Origin of the sequence: Rhizobium sp. Root1334 (genome assembly GCF_001426665.1) — a bacterium.
In the GTDB taxonomy this organism is placed as follows: Bacteria; Pseudomonadota; Alphaproteobacteria; order Rhizobiales; family Rhizobiaceae; genus Pararhizobium.
The window spans coordinates 255492-270075 of the sequence record NZ_LMEY01000001.1; the positions used below are offsets into that span (position 1 = coordinate 255492).

The following is a 14584-nucleotide window of genomic DNA, read 5'->3' on the forward strand; positions in this document are numbered from 1 at the left end:
TGCCTGGAGGAACAGCCGATGAAAAAGGAATAGCCGAGCGCACCTTACTGACTTGTGTCCGGAAAATGAACTTTTGGTAATGTTGGGGAATGGGCCTAAAAGGAAATCAATCCTTCAGGACAGCATCCAGACGCGCCTGCTCATCGGCAGAGAGTGCCGTTCCCGTCACCTTGCCGGTCCTGCGCCGCGCGGCGAGAAGCATTGCCGCCACACCGGCCAGCAACAGGATGACCGGCGCGCCCCAGAGAATCAGCGTCTTTGTCTCGAAGCGCGGATTGAGCAGCACGAATTCGCCGTAACGCGAAACGACATAGGCAATGACCGCGTCGTCACTGTCGCCATTGGTGATCCGCTCGCGCACCAAAAGGCGCAGATCCTTGGCAAGCTCGGCATTGGAATCGTCGATGGACTGGTTCTGACAGACCATGCAGCGCAATTGCGCCGACAGCGTACGCGCCCGCGCTTCCAGCGCCGGATCCGACAGCACCTCGTCGGGATTGACGGCAAAGGCCGGCCACGACGAGACCATGAGGAAAGCGATGACGAGCAACCGGCTGATCATCGCGCAGGCTCCAGAACAGGTTTCTTCTGCTTCTTGGCGCGAGCCGGGGCGCCCACCCGCAGCCGCCTGTCGCTGAGCGAAACCGCACCGCCAGCCATCATGAACACCGTGCCCAGCCAGATGCAGAGGATCATCGGCTTCCACCAGATCCTGATCACGACGCCGCCGTCCTTGATGTCATCTCCGAGCGAAACGTAGAGCTGGCTCAACCCGAACGTCCGGATACCGGCCTCTGTGGTTGGCATTTGCCTTGCTGTATAAAACCGCTTTGACGACCAGACCTCGGCCACCTCGATCCCGCCTTGGCTGATGGTGAAATGCCCGGATTCTTCGCTATAATTTGGACCGTTGCCATTGCGCAAACCATCAAAGCGCAGCGTATAGCCGCCCGCATCCGTGGTCATGCCCGGCTTCATCTCGACAATGTGCTCCGTCTCGAATGCCGTGACCGCGACAATGCCGATCAATGTCACGCCAAGCCCGATATGGGCCAGCGCCGTACCGAAAACCGAACGCGGCAGACCGGACAGACGGCGCAGCGCCACAGATCCCGTCACCTTGCCAAGACCGGAACGCAGATAAAGCTCCGTCAGTGAACCGGCAATCATGTAGGCCCCAAGCGCGAGACCGAACAACGCCATGATCGGGCCGCCATTTTGCATGTAGTAGATGATACTTCCGACAACCAGGCCGAATGCCACCGCGGCAAACAGGCGCTGCCCGGCGCCGAGCAGATCGCCGCGTTTCCAGGCCAACAGCGGGCCGAACGGTACCGCCAGCATCAGCGGCAGCATGAGCAGTCCGAAGGTCATGTTGAAGAAGGGAGGTCCAACGGAAATCTTCGCCCCGGTCACTGCTTCCAGCGCCAGCGGATAAAGCGTGCCGATCAATACGGTCGCCGCCGCCGTCGTCAGGATCAGATTGTTGAGAACCAGCGCGCCCTCACGCGAAATCGGCGCAAACAGCCCGCCCGCTTTGAGGTGTGCGGCGCGGAAGGCAAACAGCGACAGGGCGCCGCCGATGAACAGGATGAGGATGATCAGGATGAAGACGCCGCGCGTCGGGTCGGTGGCAAAGGCGTGAACCGATGTCAGTACACCGGAGCGGACGAGGAAGGTGCCGAGCAGCGACATCGAGAAGGTCATGATCGCCAGAAGCACCGTCCAGATCTTCAGCGCTTCGCGCTTTTCCATCACAAGTGCCGAATGCAACAGCGCCGTCCCGGCTAGCCACGGAATGAAGGACGCATTCTCGACCGGATCCCAGAACCACCAGCCGCCCCAGCCGAGTTCGTAATAGGCCCAGTAAGACCCCATCGAGATACCAGCCGTCAGACAGGTCCAGGCGGCCAGCGTCCACGGCCGCACCCAGCGGGCCCAGGCCGCATCGATACGACCTTCGATCAGTGCGGCGATCGCAAAGGAGAAGCAGACGGAAAAGCCGACATAACCGAGATAAAGCAGCGGCGGATGGATGGCCAGGCCGACATCCTGCAGCACCGGATTGAGGTCCTGCCCTTCACCCGGCGCATTCAGCAACCGGTTGAAAGGATTGGACGTCAAGAGGATGAAAAGCGAGAACGATACCGCGATCCAGGCCTGGACGGCCAGCACATTGGCTTTCAGGGTCTCCGGCAGATTGTTGCCGAACACAGCGACCAGCGCCGAGAAAAAGGTGAGGATCAGCACCCACAACAGCATCGAGCCTTCGTGATTGCCCCAGACACCGGAAAATTTGTAGATCAGCGGGATCTGCGAATGCGAATTCTCCCAGACGTTCTGGACGGAGAAATCGGATGTCACATGAGCGTAGGTGAGAATACCGAATGACAGCGCCATCAGCAGGAATGTCGCCTTGGCCGCCACCGTCCCGATTTCCATCAGCGCGTGATCGTTGCGCAGCGCGCCGATGATCGGCAATACCGCCTGCAGGAGCGATGTGGCAAGCGCCAGAACCAGCGCATAGTGACCAAGCTCGATGATCATTGGATATTTTCCTTGCCGCCAAGATTGACGCCCTGCGCCTTCAACCGGTCCGCCACGTCCTTGGGCATGTAGGTTTCATCATGCTTGGCAAGCACGGTATCTGCAACGAAAACCGGACTCCCCTCCTTGAAACTACCCTCGGCGACGACGCCTTGGCCTTCGCGAAACAGATCGGGCAGAATTCCCGTATAGGTCACCGGCACCTTGTCGAGCGTATCGGTGACGCTGAACGTGATGGTCATGCCTTCACCGCGCTTGAGCGAGCCATTTTCCACCAGGCCACCGAGCCGGATACGCGTACCTGGGGCCAGTTCGGCCTTGGCGAGATCGCCAGGAACATAGAAATAGGCGATTGCCTGGCTGAACGCGACCATCACCAGCAGAACGGCGGCGGCGATGAACGTCACACCGCCGCCAATGATCACAAGGCGCTTCTGTTTGCGGGTCATTCCACGCCTCCGTCTGCCTTCAGCCCAAGCTCGCCTGCCAGCACCAGCAATTGCTTGCCCTCGTCGCCGTCGGCCGGAAAAACCGCTAGGCTCTGTTTCAGGGCGTCGCCTGCCTTGTCCTTCTGGCCAAGCACGGCATAGGATCGGATGATCCGCATCCAGCCCTCGAAATTCTTCGGGTCTGTCTTCAGCTTTTCCGCAAGGCTACCGACCATACCTTCGATCATCGCCGTGCGATCACCGGTACTCATATCGTTGGCCGCAGTGATATCCTCGCTTGTGGGATTGCCCAGCGGGGTGCCGGCCTGCTGTCCTGCAGCCGGGACCTTGAGATCGGCGATATGCTCGTTGATCAGCGGCAACCATGGAGCGCCGGCCGGTGAGGTACGGACGATCTGCTCGAACGCCGCCAGCGCCTCCGTCCCTTTGCCTTCCTGCTTCAAGGCAAGAGCCAGATAGAACTGCGCTCGCGGGTCCGTGGGCTCGATCGCCAGCAATTTCTGCAGCGCATCGCGGGCCTCGTTGGTCACCAGCCCGCCGGAAAGCGCGATCAAGCTTTCGGCGTAACCGCCCAGGCGCGCCGGTGTCGCCCCGAGGATTCGCAGCGCATTGCGAAACGCCGTTGCTGCCTGCTCCAGCCGGCCACTGCGATAATAGATCGGCGCCAGAACATCCCATCCGGCACCATCTTCAGGATTGCTGACCAGTTGCTGTTCGGCCCGCGCGATCAGGATGTTCATATCGTCGCCGGGATTTGCCAAACGCGCGGCCAGCGGCGCATCCGGCACATCCGGATTGCCGGTCCGCAAGTAAAGACAGAGCCCGATGGCAGGCAGGATCACGATAACGGCAAGCTGCGCCAGCCGGTTGCTGCGCCTTACCGGTTGAGCCGGCGCAGCGGCTTTCACGGCATCGGTTGCAGCCAACAAACGGCGGGCGACCTCGGCGCGAGCGAAATTCGCTTCGTCGCCGGAAATCAAACCGTTTTTCTCGTCGCGTTTCAGCTCGTCCAGCTGATCGCGATAGACCTCGACATCATGGGATTGGGGGGCCTCGGCGCTGGCGGCGGCGCGCAGCAGCGGAAGCAGCAGAACAGCGGCAACGGCCGCCGTCAAAGTGGCAACTAGGATCCAGAACAGCATGTTCGCTCAATTACTATGCGAAGCCTGCCATTCCAATCGGAAAACCGGAGATGACGGAAATTTGAGGCGTTTCGCCGCAACTATGGAAACTATCGAATGGGCTGGATCAGCCCAACGGCGTCCACGTGCCGTCGGCATTGCGGCAGGCGGCACCACGCGCGACACTGTCCTGCCCTTTGACCGTTACCGTATGGCTGTATTGGCGGCAGTTCTGCGAGCCGACCTGATACGGTGCGGCGGCAACGACCGAGCCGCTGATACCCGATCCCTGCCAGACCACCGGCTGTCCGCCACGGGATGCTTCCAGGGCGCGGTATTCGGCCTCCAGCGCCCGCTGACGGTCTGCCTTGCTGATCGAAAGTCCGGCTTGATGCCCGATCACACCGCCACCAAGCGCCGCGATATAGGAAGCCGATGTGTTCGAGGTAATGCCACCCAGCTTACCGCCCTCGCGCGAGGCCGTACCGCAGCCGGCGATCAGCAACGACGAGGCGATCAGGCACGCAGCCGGCGAAGCGGAGAGGATGGTCGGGAAACGGGCCTGGTTCTTCATCGTATCGGACAGCTCTTACGGTTTCCGGTGCATCGGCAAATCATGGCTCGGCTTAAGGCCGATTCATGGCTCATTATCTTTTTTACATTCCCCGCATGAGCAGGCAACATCACAGCGATCAAAGCTGCTGCATTGCGGAATTTTGCCTGCAACTCTGTCAAAAAAGTCACGCAACGGCTCAAGACACGTTCCATCATGACACAGCCGGCAGCACGATCAGTGCCTTCAGCCCGCCACGTTCACCGCGTGATAATCCAAGCGTACCCTGATATTCGCCGGCGATTTCGCTGACGATCGACAGACCCAGCCCGGTCCCGGGCTTGCTTTCATCCAGCCGCCTGCCGCGTTTGATGGCAACGGTGATCTGCTCCGGCTCCAGGCCGGGACCGTCATCATCAACCTCTATGGCGATCCAGGTGCGCCGCCCCGGGTCCTTGCCCTGCACGCCCTCGGGCGCGATCTGTGCCACGACGCGAACCTGATCGGCTGCATAGCGCGCAGCGTTGTCGAGAAGGTTCCCCACCGTTTCCTCGACATCCTGCTGTTCCATCGCCAGAATCAGGCCGGGGGGCGAGACAGTCAGCAGAAAGGTCTTTTCCGGATGCAGGCGGCGCATGACGCGAACCAGCCGCTCGAGAACCGGCTCCACCTCGGTGCGGGCCAGAACCGATTCCCGTTGCGCCGCGATCCGCGCCCGGTTGAGATAGGACTGCACCTGCATCTGCATCGCATCCGCCTGCGCCTTGACGAGATCGCCGTGCGGCGGCTCCAGCACCCGCGCCTCATTGATCAAGACGGCAAGCGGCGTCTTCAACGAATGCGCGAGGTTGCCGACCTGCATCCTGGCGCGCTCGATGATGCGCCGGTTGCTGTCGATCAGGGCATTAACTTCGCTCGCCAAAGGTTGGATTTCGCGTGGAAATTCGCCGTCCAGCCGCTCGCTTTCCCCGCCTCGGATCTTTTCCAGCGACCGCCGCGCCTGGTCGAGCGGCCGGAGCCCGAAAAGAATGGCCAGCGCGTTCATGCCAAGACCACCAAAGCCGAAGATCGCCAGCGCCAGATAGAGATTACGATTGAAATCGTCGATGTCGGCTTCAAGGACATCGCGGTTGCCCGCAACCCGGAACCGGGCGGTGTGCCCCTGAATATCCAGAACGACTTCGGTCTCCGCCACTTCGACTTCATTGTTGAAGGAATCAACAGTGGTGTAAAAACGCTCGTAGCGAATATCGAAGGGAACCTCATCGACACTGGCAATCGGCAGCTTGCCTGATCCGAGCGAGGTCGAAATCAGCGGCGGGGTGTTGAATTCCCCAATCGGTTCTACGATCCAGTACCAGCCCGTCTGTGGCTGGGAAAAGCGCAGGTCGCCCAGTTGCGGACTGCCGGCCAGCACCGACTTGTCGTTGACGACGATCGAATTGATGACGTTGTAGAGCTGCGCACGCAAGAGATCTTGAAAGCCGCGCTCAGACCCTTGCCGATAGAGTGTCGAGATCACCACGCCGATCACCACCAGCGCCGCCACCGCCCAGATCGTGGAAACCAGAAGAACGCGTGCGGTCAGCGATTGCGGGCGCAGCATCATGGGTGCCGCCGGATGGTTTGGCGGGACAATGGCGTTAGGCCCTTGCCTTGGTGCGCAACCGCCCTGTCCTTCCAGTTGATCATAGTGATCCCGCTCAGGACTTCACTTCCTTGCTGGCCATGCCGGGAGCCTGCATGCGATAACCAAGGCCACGCACGGTTTCGATCAAGTCGTTGCCGATCTTCTTGCGCAGGCGGCCGACGAAAACCTCGATCGTGTTGGAATCGCGGTCAAAGTCCTGGTCGTACATGTGCTCGACCAGTTCCGTGCGCGACACCACCTGCCCCATGTGGTGCATCAGATAAGACAACAGCCGGAATTCATGCGAGGTCAATTTCAGCGCCACGCCGTTGACCATCGCTTTGGAACCCTTGGTGTCAAGCCGCACCGGGCCGCAAACGATCTCCGAGCTTGCATGTCCGGCCGCACGCCGGATCAGCGCGCGGATACGGGCCAACACTTCTTCAACATGGAATGGCTTGGTGACATAATCGTCGGCGCCGGCATCGATGCCCGCGACCTTGTCGCTCCAGCGGTCACGCGCGGTGAGAATCAGCACCGGCATCGCTTTTCCGGCACCGCGCCATTTTTCCAGCACGGTGATGCCGTCCATTTCCGGCAAACCGATATCAAGGATGACGGCGTCATAGGGCTCGCCCTCGCCGAGGTAGTGGCCTTCTTCGCCGTCGAAAGCCTGATCGACGACATATCCGGCTTCCTTCAACATGTCCGTCAATTGACGGTTGAGGTTGACGTCGTCTTCGACCACCAGAATGCGCATGAACAGACTTTCTTCCCTTGCGCGCCAGCATCTCCTGGAGATTTGCCGTCGCGTCGCAACACCAGACTTACTGCTTACCTTATTTCATCCGTTTCGAGAATGTCTTGAAGGCAGGCATTCTGCGGCTACATCGGCACCCGCATCGTCACCTTTTTCGGGCGGCCGCCATTGCCGGGGATTAGCACGGTGACGACACATTTGCCGTCGCCCGTCGGCTGCGCCGACAGCAGTTCGCCACCGGTCTTGGCAACCACCTCGGCCGCCGCCTGACCACAATCGCCGTCCACAGCGACAACCATCGATGGCACATCAATCGCAGGCGGCGCGAATCCGGACAGGCCCGCTGCAAGCGTTGCTATGATCAAGGGTGAGGACATGAACGCACTTTCGCATTGAAAACAAGATTGGTGGCTTGGGATGCATTGTTGCAGATTTAATAAACGATACAGTCTGAATGGCAAATGAATGTGCCGCCACCACCCGGTTTGCGCAATGTCTAGCGCAAACGCGAGCGCGCTGAAATCCGGCCCCAGATGGCAATCAGTCCGCCCACTGCGGCCGCCAGCGCAGTCAGTCCATCCACAACTCCCCTTTCATCGTCAGGCGCGACCTCCAATCCCAGCAGGTTGGCGCAGGATGCCAGGATTGCCACCACGCCACCCCAGACGGTCTTCGACATGTACCAGGTCTTCAAATCGTTCATTTGACGCTCCTCGTCCGGTTTGCTGAATTTGAGTTTGACTTGAATGGGAAAGCCGGGGTGTTACAGGCTGAGCAGCGCCTGTGCCGGCACGCCGAAGGCAACCTTCTGGCCGCGCTGCCGGACGCGAACCGACAAGTCTGCCTGTGGCGCGCCGAAATCCTCGATCTCGAGACCCGCGGCATAGTGCAACACCGGTTCGGACACGTCGAAGGACCGCTTGACGCTCGTCCCGGCGAGAATGTCGATACGATATCGTTCCTGGGGCTCATCCAGCGCGATATCACCGTCGAGCCAGTGGTCGGCCTCCCGGCGGGCGCAGCGGGTCCAGGTGATTCGGATACCACCGCCCTCAAGACGCCGCCCCCGCAGATGCACCGGCGCAACCGGCCTCTCGGCCCTCAAGCCACCGGCAAAGGCAAAGGGACCGCTTGGCTGAGCGGCCTGCCCGCTCGCCTCGGCGATCCAGTTGATCACACGCCCCGCCTCGTCGGGGCTCAGGGCCAACGGCCTGACCGCCGCATTGAGCACCACCACCGGAGCACCGGAAGCACTCCCCGCCAGCATCGCATCCGTGGTCCCGTGCAGACCCCGCAAAAGCTTTGTCAGCCGCCAGCGCCCGGCAGAAATTTCCTCAGCGCTCTGATAACCGATGATTTCCCAGACACCATTCGAAGCAAGGATCGCCACGCGGTTGCGCCCGTTGAGAACGGAAAGGCGGCCTGCCGAAGACAATCCACCGAAATGTAAATCAAGCGTCAGCGTATGCATGGCATCAAACCTGCCGGTAACACCTGCACCAAGCGACGCCGCCAAGACACCCGTCTGCGCTGGTTGCCCCAGCCGCACCCGCGCCTGATAACCTTCCGCCGTTGCCGATGAAGAAAGCGTCACCACGCGCCATGGCCTGGCAAAGACAGCGGCCCGGGCAAAACTGCTGGCATTGCCTGCCACGTATTGTGGCAGGTCCATCAGGTGCACAACGGGAGAGAACCCGTCGGATGGCCTGCGCGGCGGAACGATCGGTTTTGACGGCTGAACCGGGCGGCCGCCGCTCGACGGCACAAACGCCCGCGCCTCGATCGAACGTGCCGCGCCATCCTCGATCCGGCTGACAATAAAACTGCCCTCCGGTCCATCGTCGAAGGCGACCACATCACCCGGCTCGAACGCCAGTGCCGCCGGCGATAGCGAAAAGCGTACGCTGCGCCTCGACACCTGATGATCGCGCAGCGCGTCCTCGACAGCACTTGCCGACGCCCCTTCATGCATCACCCCCGGCAGTGAAAGCCGCAACACCCGGTCATTGGCCGGCGATACCCGGCGGGAACGGGCGGTGGTTCGCTCAAACGCATTTCCCGGATCGAACCGGTCGAGGATCGCCTCGCTGGCAAAATCGCTGTCGTGGCTGCGCGTCTCCTCAAACAGCGGCTGTCCGTCGAGATCCGCCAGCACTGCAATGGCCCTGGGCTGCGAGGCCTGTTTCATCCGCGACCGGAACCGCAACTTCGCCCCGTCTTCAGCAGCATCGATCTGCAGCGCTGCCATCAGCGGCTCCAGCACATCACGCGCCGACACCTGCTCCGACTGCACATAACCGCTGAGATCACCGCTGACGCAGCTTACATCGCCGCCCTGAAATCCGTGATCGGCAAGTACCGCCGCGATCACGTCGGCCGCCGTCGCCCCACCCAACCGGCCGTTCACCCAATGCCCGGTCTGCCAATTGGCGCCGTCGGACCAGAGCGCCGTATTCTCCGGAAAGGCCGGCATCGGTCGCGCGTCCCAGGTCCAGACGAACATATGATCCGGATCAACACATGCGGGTGCGCCCGAGCCTTGCCAGAACCGGTGCTGCGCCTGTAGAAACCGGCGTTGCATGGCATCGCCGCGCGCGCCGTTCGAAAAATACGGAACCGCCGTTTCCGACGATTTCGGATCAGTAAAGACGTTCGGCTGGTTCGCCCCCTTGTCGATCGCCGGGCAACCGAGTTCGGTGAACCAGACGGGTTTGGAGGCCGCTACCCAGGCCGTCGGCACAGCCTGCTCGACGCCGCCTATCCGGTTGCGATGCATCTGCCCCCACCAATTGGCAATATCCTTGTAGCGGTAGACCCATGGCTTTCCCGCCAGCCCGTCGGTAATCGGCGTGCGGATACGGCCGCGGCGATCGTCCATGCTGGCGTAATACCAGTCATACCCCTCGCCGGCAGTGATCATCCTGCGCATCGCGTCGGCATCTTCCGCCAGCCGGAAACCATCCGCATTTCCCTGAAACAGGTCTCCGTCACGCCAGTCGGACAGCGGCATGTAATTGTCGATCCCGACGGCATCGATATTGGCCGATGCCCAGAGCGGATCGAGATTGTAAAGCACGTCGCCAGACCCATCCGCCGGGTGATAGCCGAAATACTCGCTCCAGTCCGCCCCGTAGGTCAGCTTGGTGGCCGCACCGAGAACGGCCCGGACATCGGCCGCAAGATCCACCAGCTTCTCGACGAAAGGAAACGCGCCCGTCCCATCGCGCAATTGGGTCAGCCCGCGCAATTCGGAGCCGATGATGAATCCGGAAATCCCGCCCGCCGCCTTGCTCAGCAACGCGTAGTGAAGCACCAGCCGGCGATACCCGTCGTCCGCAGCAACCGATCTCACCGACGTGCCCGAAACGGCAAAATCCGCCACCGTGGCCGTTCCGCAAAACGCCGCCACCTGCGTGCGCGCCGCCATCGTCCTGTCGGCAGCGCCCGCAAGCCCCGGCGCCGGATCCGCGGTAATCCGCCCCCGCCAGGGATAGGCAGGTTGCCCCGTACCGCCATAAGGGTTGGGCAACGTGTTCCCGGCCGCAATGTCCATCATCACGAAAGGATAGAGATAGACTTCCAACCCACGTGCCTTCAGGTCAGCAATCGCCGCCACCACGCTCGCATCGCCCGGCGTGCCGCCATAGGCCGGGGCGCCATCATTGCGGCTGATCAGCCTCCCACCACCACGCGAAATTCCCGACACCGACCAGGCCAGGCTTTCCCCCCGCCGCACCGGCGTCTCGACGCCGGGCTCGATCCGGCAATGACCAGCCCGCAAATCCGTTCCGAACCAGGACACCACCAGCGCCACCCGCTCAAGGTTCGGGCAGAGCGCCTGCAATTCATCGATAGACGCACGCCAGTCGGAACTCGCATGAAAAACGTTGCGGTTGATCAACCGGCTCGCACCGGCTCCGGTCTCTTCCCTGACGACGCCAGGGTGATAGCCGTATTCGCTCGAACCCGGAATGATCGTGATGGCGCGGATCTGCTTTTCGAGCGTACCGGTCGGCCGCAAGACCTCGAACTGGATCACCGGAATCCGGTTGCCATAACTATCCAATGGCAAACGCTCGAACACGGCATAGGCGAGCCCCCGGTAGGCCGGTGCTTTCCCCACGCCCTGCTTGGCCTCGATCAACGGATCGGGCAATTGACCGGCTGTCCCGCGATAAATGCGCATCTCGATCCCGGTCAGGTCCAGCTCCCGCCCGTCCGCCCAGACCCGGCGAACGCAGGCAATCTCGCCCTCGCAGATCCCAAGGGCAAAATTGGCATAGTAGCGAAACGTCTCGACCCGCGGCCCGCTCGCCTTGCCGCCCTGCCGTTCGACCCGCACTTCTTCTTCAAACCGTGTCGCCCAGATCAGTGTGCCGCCGATGCGCACCGTGCCATAGGCCCGCGTGATCGCCGTGCCGTCCTCGGCACCGGGTATGCGCGCATCGCCCAGCCGGGCGCCGGAAACCGTCGTCATGCCGTTGATGATCGAGCGGTCGATCACCGAGCCCGCAAGCGCACCAACCGCGCGGCCAAGCACCGCGCCAACCGGACCGAACACGCTGCCAAGCGCTGCACCGGCAGCCTGCAGAAGAATGGTTGCCATGATCGTCAAACCTTTCCGGGAAAACGGAATACACCGGCAATCCGCCGCCGCCAGGACGGAACGAGCGCCGACTCGATCACCGCCGCCTGTTCATAGGCATGGATGAACCTGTCTTCGGTACTGAGAATTCCCGCATGCTTGGCCGGAAAGTCCGGCCGCCAGCAAAACAACAGCAAATCGCCCGGCTGCATTTCCGCGGCCGGAAGCTCCGCCCCGAAATACCGCCGCGCCGCCCCGCGCAACCGATCCTCGCCGCTGCGCTCCGCCCAATCCGGCTGATAGGCCGGCGGCAATTCCGGCTCGGAACCATAGATTTCCCGCCACACACCCCGCACCAGGCCCAGACAATCGCAACCAACGCCCTTCAGGCTCGCCTGATGCCGGTACGGCGTCCCGATCCAGCTCCGTGCAACCGAAACGATTTCGCGCGCAAAGCCAACGGCTGGATCTCCCTCTTCTCCCCATCGGGGAGAAGATGGCCCGCAGGGCCGGATGAGGGGGACCGCAGCCTCCGAACCAACCAAATGATCCTCCGCGCGGTCGTCACTCATAAAGCGCCCGCCCATCATGCACCGCATCGCCATCCGCATAACCGAAGGCAAAATCCGTCCCCGGCATATGCGGAAACCCTTGGAAGTTCAGGCGATTTGCAAACGTCCCGCCACAAGTGGCAAAACTCTTGTCGCATCCCGCCGTCACGGTGAAATTATCTCCCGCCACCAGCGGCAAAGGCGGCGGCAGCCAGAGCGAAAGCGTGACCCCGTCAGCATCCTTGCGGTGATCCTCGATATCGCAGGCATGCCCGGCATTGGCACCGCCAACGAACCGGAACATGCCATACCGGTAAAACCCTGCCATCGCTGCATCGAGCCCCGTCACCCGGATCCGCGTCTCGCCCAGAACAGCCATGATCGCGCCGCTGCCCCGGTAGGCCGGATTGCTCAAGTTTACCCTGCACCGCCCATCGCCAAGCACGGCATCACAGCGCCGCCCGTAAATCCGCCCCTGCACCTGATCCAGCTTGTGCGTCAGCCGCCGCAACTCAGCACGAAAAGCGCCGCCCGCGCGCACGACATCGCCGATCTCCTGCACGCGCAGCAGAATGCGCTGATCCGGCGCCTGCCAGTTCACCTGGAACACGTCGACCCTGGCGCCGTCATAACGTCCGGCGATCACATCCGCCTCGCTGATCGCGGCGCTGGAAAACCCACCCGCAACCTCGCCTGCCTCGACGGAAAGTCCGCTTGCCGCCTCGCTGTCGGCGGCCTGAAACCCGCTGGCGGCCAGAAAATCGGTGCCATCAAAACGGAGGTCGTGATCATGCTCGGTAAAGCCGAGCACCACCCCGTCGCGCCGCGTCACCCTCCAACAATGGCACATCGTTGTCGCATCGCCGTCCAGGTGTTCGGCAAGGGCTGCGGTGAGCGTTCTCATGGCTTGATCTCCACCAAAGGAATCGACGGAATGCGCCCGGCCTGAAACTGCCCCAGATCGACATCGATCCGGTCGGTATCGAAGCGCACCGGCACATCGAATTCGAACCCTGCCTTGATCGCAACGCCGCTTGCCGGAATTTTCGATGGCAGAAACGTCACCCGCCCGCTTGCCGCATCGAGCGTAAAATCGGCAGGCACCACCAGAATCCCACCAACCGACATGACCACACTGCCCAGAACCGGCTTGGCGATCTCGCGCACGCTCGCACCACCCGCATCGCCATAGGTCTTCGCCAACTGGAACACGGCGGTCACGCCATCACCCGTTCCAACAAGCTGATCATTGGCGCTCACCGTTCCACCCGGCGCACAGGACTTGAAATCGACGGGATCGCGAAACCGGAACCCGAAAAGCTGCCCCGCCCGCGCCTCGAAAAACTCCAGCACCGCATAAAGGTCGCCAACAGACTTGATCCCCGATCCCGCATCATAGTGCCTGCGCGCATCACGCCAGCGCCGGTTGCGGTTTTCCCGCCCGTTCGAAAGGCTGACAATATCCGTCCGCCTGACCGGCCCGCCGCTCGTTCCCAAAGCCAGGCGCAAGGGAAACCGGACTTCATGAAATCCTGTTGTCATGGTGTTTTCCGCTGTGTGTTGAATCGGTTGACAGGGAGTCTTCAGGGATTGCTGCACGGCGGCAGCGTTTTTCTGCCGCTGGCGCGTTGGCAACTGCGATTCCCTGCTCCCTCTCTGCGGGTACGGGGAAGTCGCGAGTTGCTTGGTACGGCACTGCCGAGTACGGTCGACGAATGGAGGAGCTTGAATGAAGGCTACGGCGCTGCTGCAGGCAATTTACACGATGGGTCTCGTTAACTATCCTAATGAGGCGCGCAAATGGGTGAACGTGATGAACACGCTGGGCGTCGTGGCTGGTCGTGCCCACAGTCTTTCGGTCTCGGAGGTCAGCAAGCTTGACCTCATGCTGAGGCAGCTTGAACAGGAGCATCTGGAAGAGATCATAGGCCCCGAAAAACAATTCAGCTTTGCAACAGACCTTATCTGCACCCTCTCCGATAGCTGGCTTCTCGCAAGCTACGAGCCGATCCGTGCCGCGTGCGAACAGACGAGGACCCGCAAGGAGCCGTACGAGAGGCTGGACTCGTTCCACCGTCGTCTTGCGTTGGTACGTATACCTATCGCCAAGGCGGAGATTAAGGACGCGCAACGGCTCAAGCCAACGCTGATGCTTTATCCAATTGGCGACGGAGACGATAACAGCGGAAAGCTGTATGCTCATGACGGCTCCTACATTGTACCGAAGGGAGTTTGCGCGGAAACCGGAGCTACCGTGTGGTACCCAATTGACTTGAAGACACAGAAGACCGTAGCGATCTGCCGGCGTGATCTTTCCGACGAATTTTTGGGATTGTTCGACTAGTAGCTAGCTTGCCTCCCTCATGCCACTTTGCCGCCGATGCAACG

The 14584-nt window shown here is 61.5% G+C and carries 14 protein-coding genes; 1 reads left to right on the plus strand and 13 read right to left on the minus strand.

The window, feature by feature from the left end; all coding sequences use genetic code 11:
* Nucleotides 1–106 precede the first annotated feature (106 nt).
* From ASD36_RS01185 to ASD36_RS01245, 13 genes are all read right to left on the minus strand, one after another.
* Nucleotides 107–562 carry a cytochrome c-type biogenesis protein gene (locus ASD36_RS01185; protein WP_060503646.1) on the minus strand — a complete coding sequence of 152 codons (456 nt, stop codon included), beginning with the start codon at nucleotides 560–562 and terminating at the stop codon, nucleotides 107–109.
* On the minus strand, nucleotides 559–2547 hold the full coding sequence (locus tag ASD36_RS01190; protein WP_060503647.1) for a heme lyase CcmF/NrfE family subunit: 1989 nt from the start codon (nucleotides 2545–2547) through the stop codon (nucleotides 559–561). The genes ASD36_RS01185 and ASD36_RS01190 overlap by 4 nt, the downstream gene beginning before the upstream one ends.
* On the minus strand, nucleotides 2544–2996 hold the full coding sequence (gene ccmE / locus ASD36_RS01195) for a cytochrome c maturation protein CcmE (RefSeq protein WP_060503648.1): 453 nt from the start codon (nucleotides 2994–2996) through the stop codon (nucleotides 2544–2546). The genes ASD36_RS01190 and ccmE overlap by 4 nt, the downstream gene beginning before the upstream one ends.
* A complete protein-coding gene (ccmI, locus tag ASD36_RS01200; protein WP_060503649.1) occupies nucleotides 2993–4138 on the minus strand; it encodes a c-type cytochrome biogenesis protein CcmI in 1146 nt (381 codons plus the stop codon). The genes ccmE and ccmI overlap by 4 nt, the downstream gene beginning before the upstream one ends.
* A 106-nt stretch (nucleotides 4139–4244) precedes the next feature.
* Nucleotides 4245–4691 carry a hypothetical protein gene (locus tag ASD36_RS01205; protein ID WP_060503650.1) on the minus strand — a complete coding sequence of 149 codons (447 nt, stop codon included), beginning with the start codon at nucleotides 4689–4691 and terminating at the stop codon, nucleotides 4245–4247.
* Between the two features lie 193 nt (nucleotides 4692–4884).
* Nucleotides 4885–6273 carry an ATP-binding protein gene (locus ASD36_RS01210; RefSeq protein WP_060503820.1) on the minus strand — a complete coding sequence of 463 codons (1389 nt, stop codon included), beginning with the start codon at nucleotides 6271–6273 and terminating at the stop codon, nucleotides 4885–4887.
* Nucleotides 6274–6373: 100 nt separating this feature from the next.
* Nucleotides 6374–7060 (minus strand): response regulator transcription factor, encoded by a 687-nt coding sequence (locus ASD36_RS01215; protein WP_060503651.1) that lies wholly within the window; start codon nucleotides 7058–7060, stop codon nucleotides 6374–6376.
* Between the two features lie 125 nt (nucleotides 7061–7185).
* A complete protein-coding gene (locus ASD36_RS01220; protein ID WP_060503652.1) occupies nucleotides 7186–7437 on the minus strand; it encodes a hypothetical protein in 252 nt (83 codons plus the stop codon).
* A 119-nt stretch (nucleotides 7438–7556) separates the two neighbouring features.
* Nucleotides 7557–7763, minus strand: a complete 207-nt coding sequence (locus tag ASD36_RS01225) for a hypothetical protein (protein WP_060503653.1) — start codon at nucleotides 7761–7763, stop codon at nucleotides 7557–7559.
* Between the two features lie 60 nt (nucleotides 7764–7823).
* Nucleotides 7824–11666 carry a glycoside hydrolase/phage tail family protein gene (locus ASD36_RS01230; protein WP_060503821.1) on the minus strand — a complete coding sequence of 1281 codons (3843 nt, stop codon included), beginning with the start codon at nucleotides 11664–11666 and terminating at the stop codon, nucleotides 7824–7826.
* 5 nt (nucleotides 11667–11671) lie between these two features.
* The gene (locus ASD36_RS01235) at nucleotides 11672–12217 is read right to left on the minus strand and encodes an NlpC/P60 family protein (protein WP_082512065.1); all 546 of its coding nucleotides are present in this window, start codon (nucleotides 12215–12217) and stop codon (nucleotides 11672–11674) included.
* Nucleotides 12210–13100 carry a DUF2163 domain-containing protein gene (locus tag ASD36_RS01240; RefSeq protein ID WP_060503654.1) on the minus strand — a complete coding sequence of 297 codons (891 nt, stop codon included), beginning with the start codon at nucleotides 13098–13100 and terminating at the stop codon, nucleotides 12210–12212. The genes ASD36_RS01235 and ASD36_RS01240 overlap by 8 nt, the downstream gene beginning before the upstream one ends.
* Nucleotides 13097–13738, minus strand: a complete 642-nt coding sequence (locus ASD36_RS01245; protein ID WP_060503655.1) for a DUF2460 domain-containing protein — start codon at nucleotides 13736–13738, stop codon at nucleotides 13097–13099. The genes ASD36_RS01240 and ASD36_RS01245 overlap by 4 nt, the downstream gene beginning before the upstream one ends.
* 187 nt (nucleotides 13739–13925) lie before the next feature.
* Between ASD36_RS01245 and ASD36_RS01250 the strand changes: the two genes are divergently transcribed.
* Nucleotides 13926–14540, plus strand: a complete 615-nt coding sequence (locus tag ASD36_RS01250; RefSeq protein WP_060503656.1) for a hypothetical protein — start codon at nucleotides 13926–13928, stop codon at nucleotides 14538–14540.
* Nucleotides 14541–14584: the final 44 nt, after the last annotated feature.

Bases quoted from the DNA above. Each gene is read 5' to 3' on its own strand.
- ccmE (WP_060503648.1), bottom strand. From the start codon at position 2,996: ATGACCCGCAAACAGAAGCGCCTTGTGATCATTGGCGGCGGTGTGACG.
- ASD36_RS01230 (WP_060503821.1), bottom strand. From the start codon at position 11,666: ATGGCAACCATTCTTCTGCAGGCTGCCGGTGCAGCGCTTGGCAGCGTG.
- ASD36_RS01250 (WP_060503656.1), top strand. From the start codon at position 13,926: ATGAAGGCTACGGCGCTGCTGCAGGCAATTTACACGATGGGTCTCGTT.
- ASD36_RS01205 (WP_060503650.1), bottom strand. From the start codon at position 4,691: ATGAAGAACCAGGCCCGTTTCCCGACCATCCTCTCCGCTTCGCCGGCT.
- ccmI (WP_060503649.1), bottom strand. From the start codon at position 4,138: ATGCTGTTCTGGATCCTAGTTGCCACTTTGACGGCGGCCGTTGCCGCT.
- ASD36_RS01190 (WP_060503647.1), bottom strand. From the start codon at position 2,547: ATGATCATCGAGCTTGGTCACTATGCGCTGGTTCTGGCGCTTGCCACA.
- ASD36_RS01185 (WP_060503646.1), bottom strand. From the start codon at position 562: ATGATCAGCCGGTTGCTCGTCATCGCTTTCCTCATGGTCTCGTCGTGG.
- ASD36_RS01240 (WP_060503654.1), bottom strand. From the start codon at position 13,100: ATGAGAACGCTCACCGCAGCCCTTGCCGAACACCTGGACGGCGATGCG.
- ASD36_RS01215 (WP_060503651.1), bottom strand. From the start codon at position 7,060: ATGCGCATTCTGGTGGTCGAAGACGACGTCAACCTCAACCGTCAATTG.
- ASD36_RS01220 (WP_060503652.1), bottom strand. From the start codon at position 7,437: ATGTCCTCACCCTTGATCATAGCAACGCTTGCAGCGGGCCTGTCCGGA.
- ASD36_RS01245 (WP_060503655.1), bottom strand. From the start codon at position 13,738: ATGACAACAGGATTTCATGAAGTCCGGTTTCCCTTGCGCCTGGCTTTG.
- ASD36_RS01225 (WP_060503653.1), bottom strand. From the start codon at position 7,763: ATGAACGATTTGAAGACCTGGTACATGTCGAAGACCGTCTGGGGTGGC.
- ASD36_RS01235 (WP_082512065.1), bottom strand. From the start codon at position 12,217: ATGAGTGACGACCGCGCGGAGGATCATTTGGTTGGTTCGGAGGCTGCG.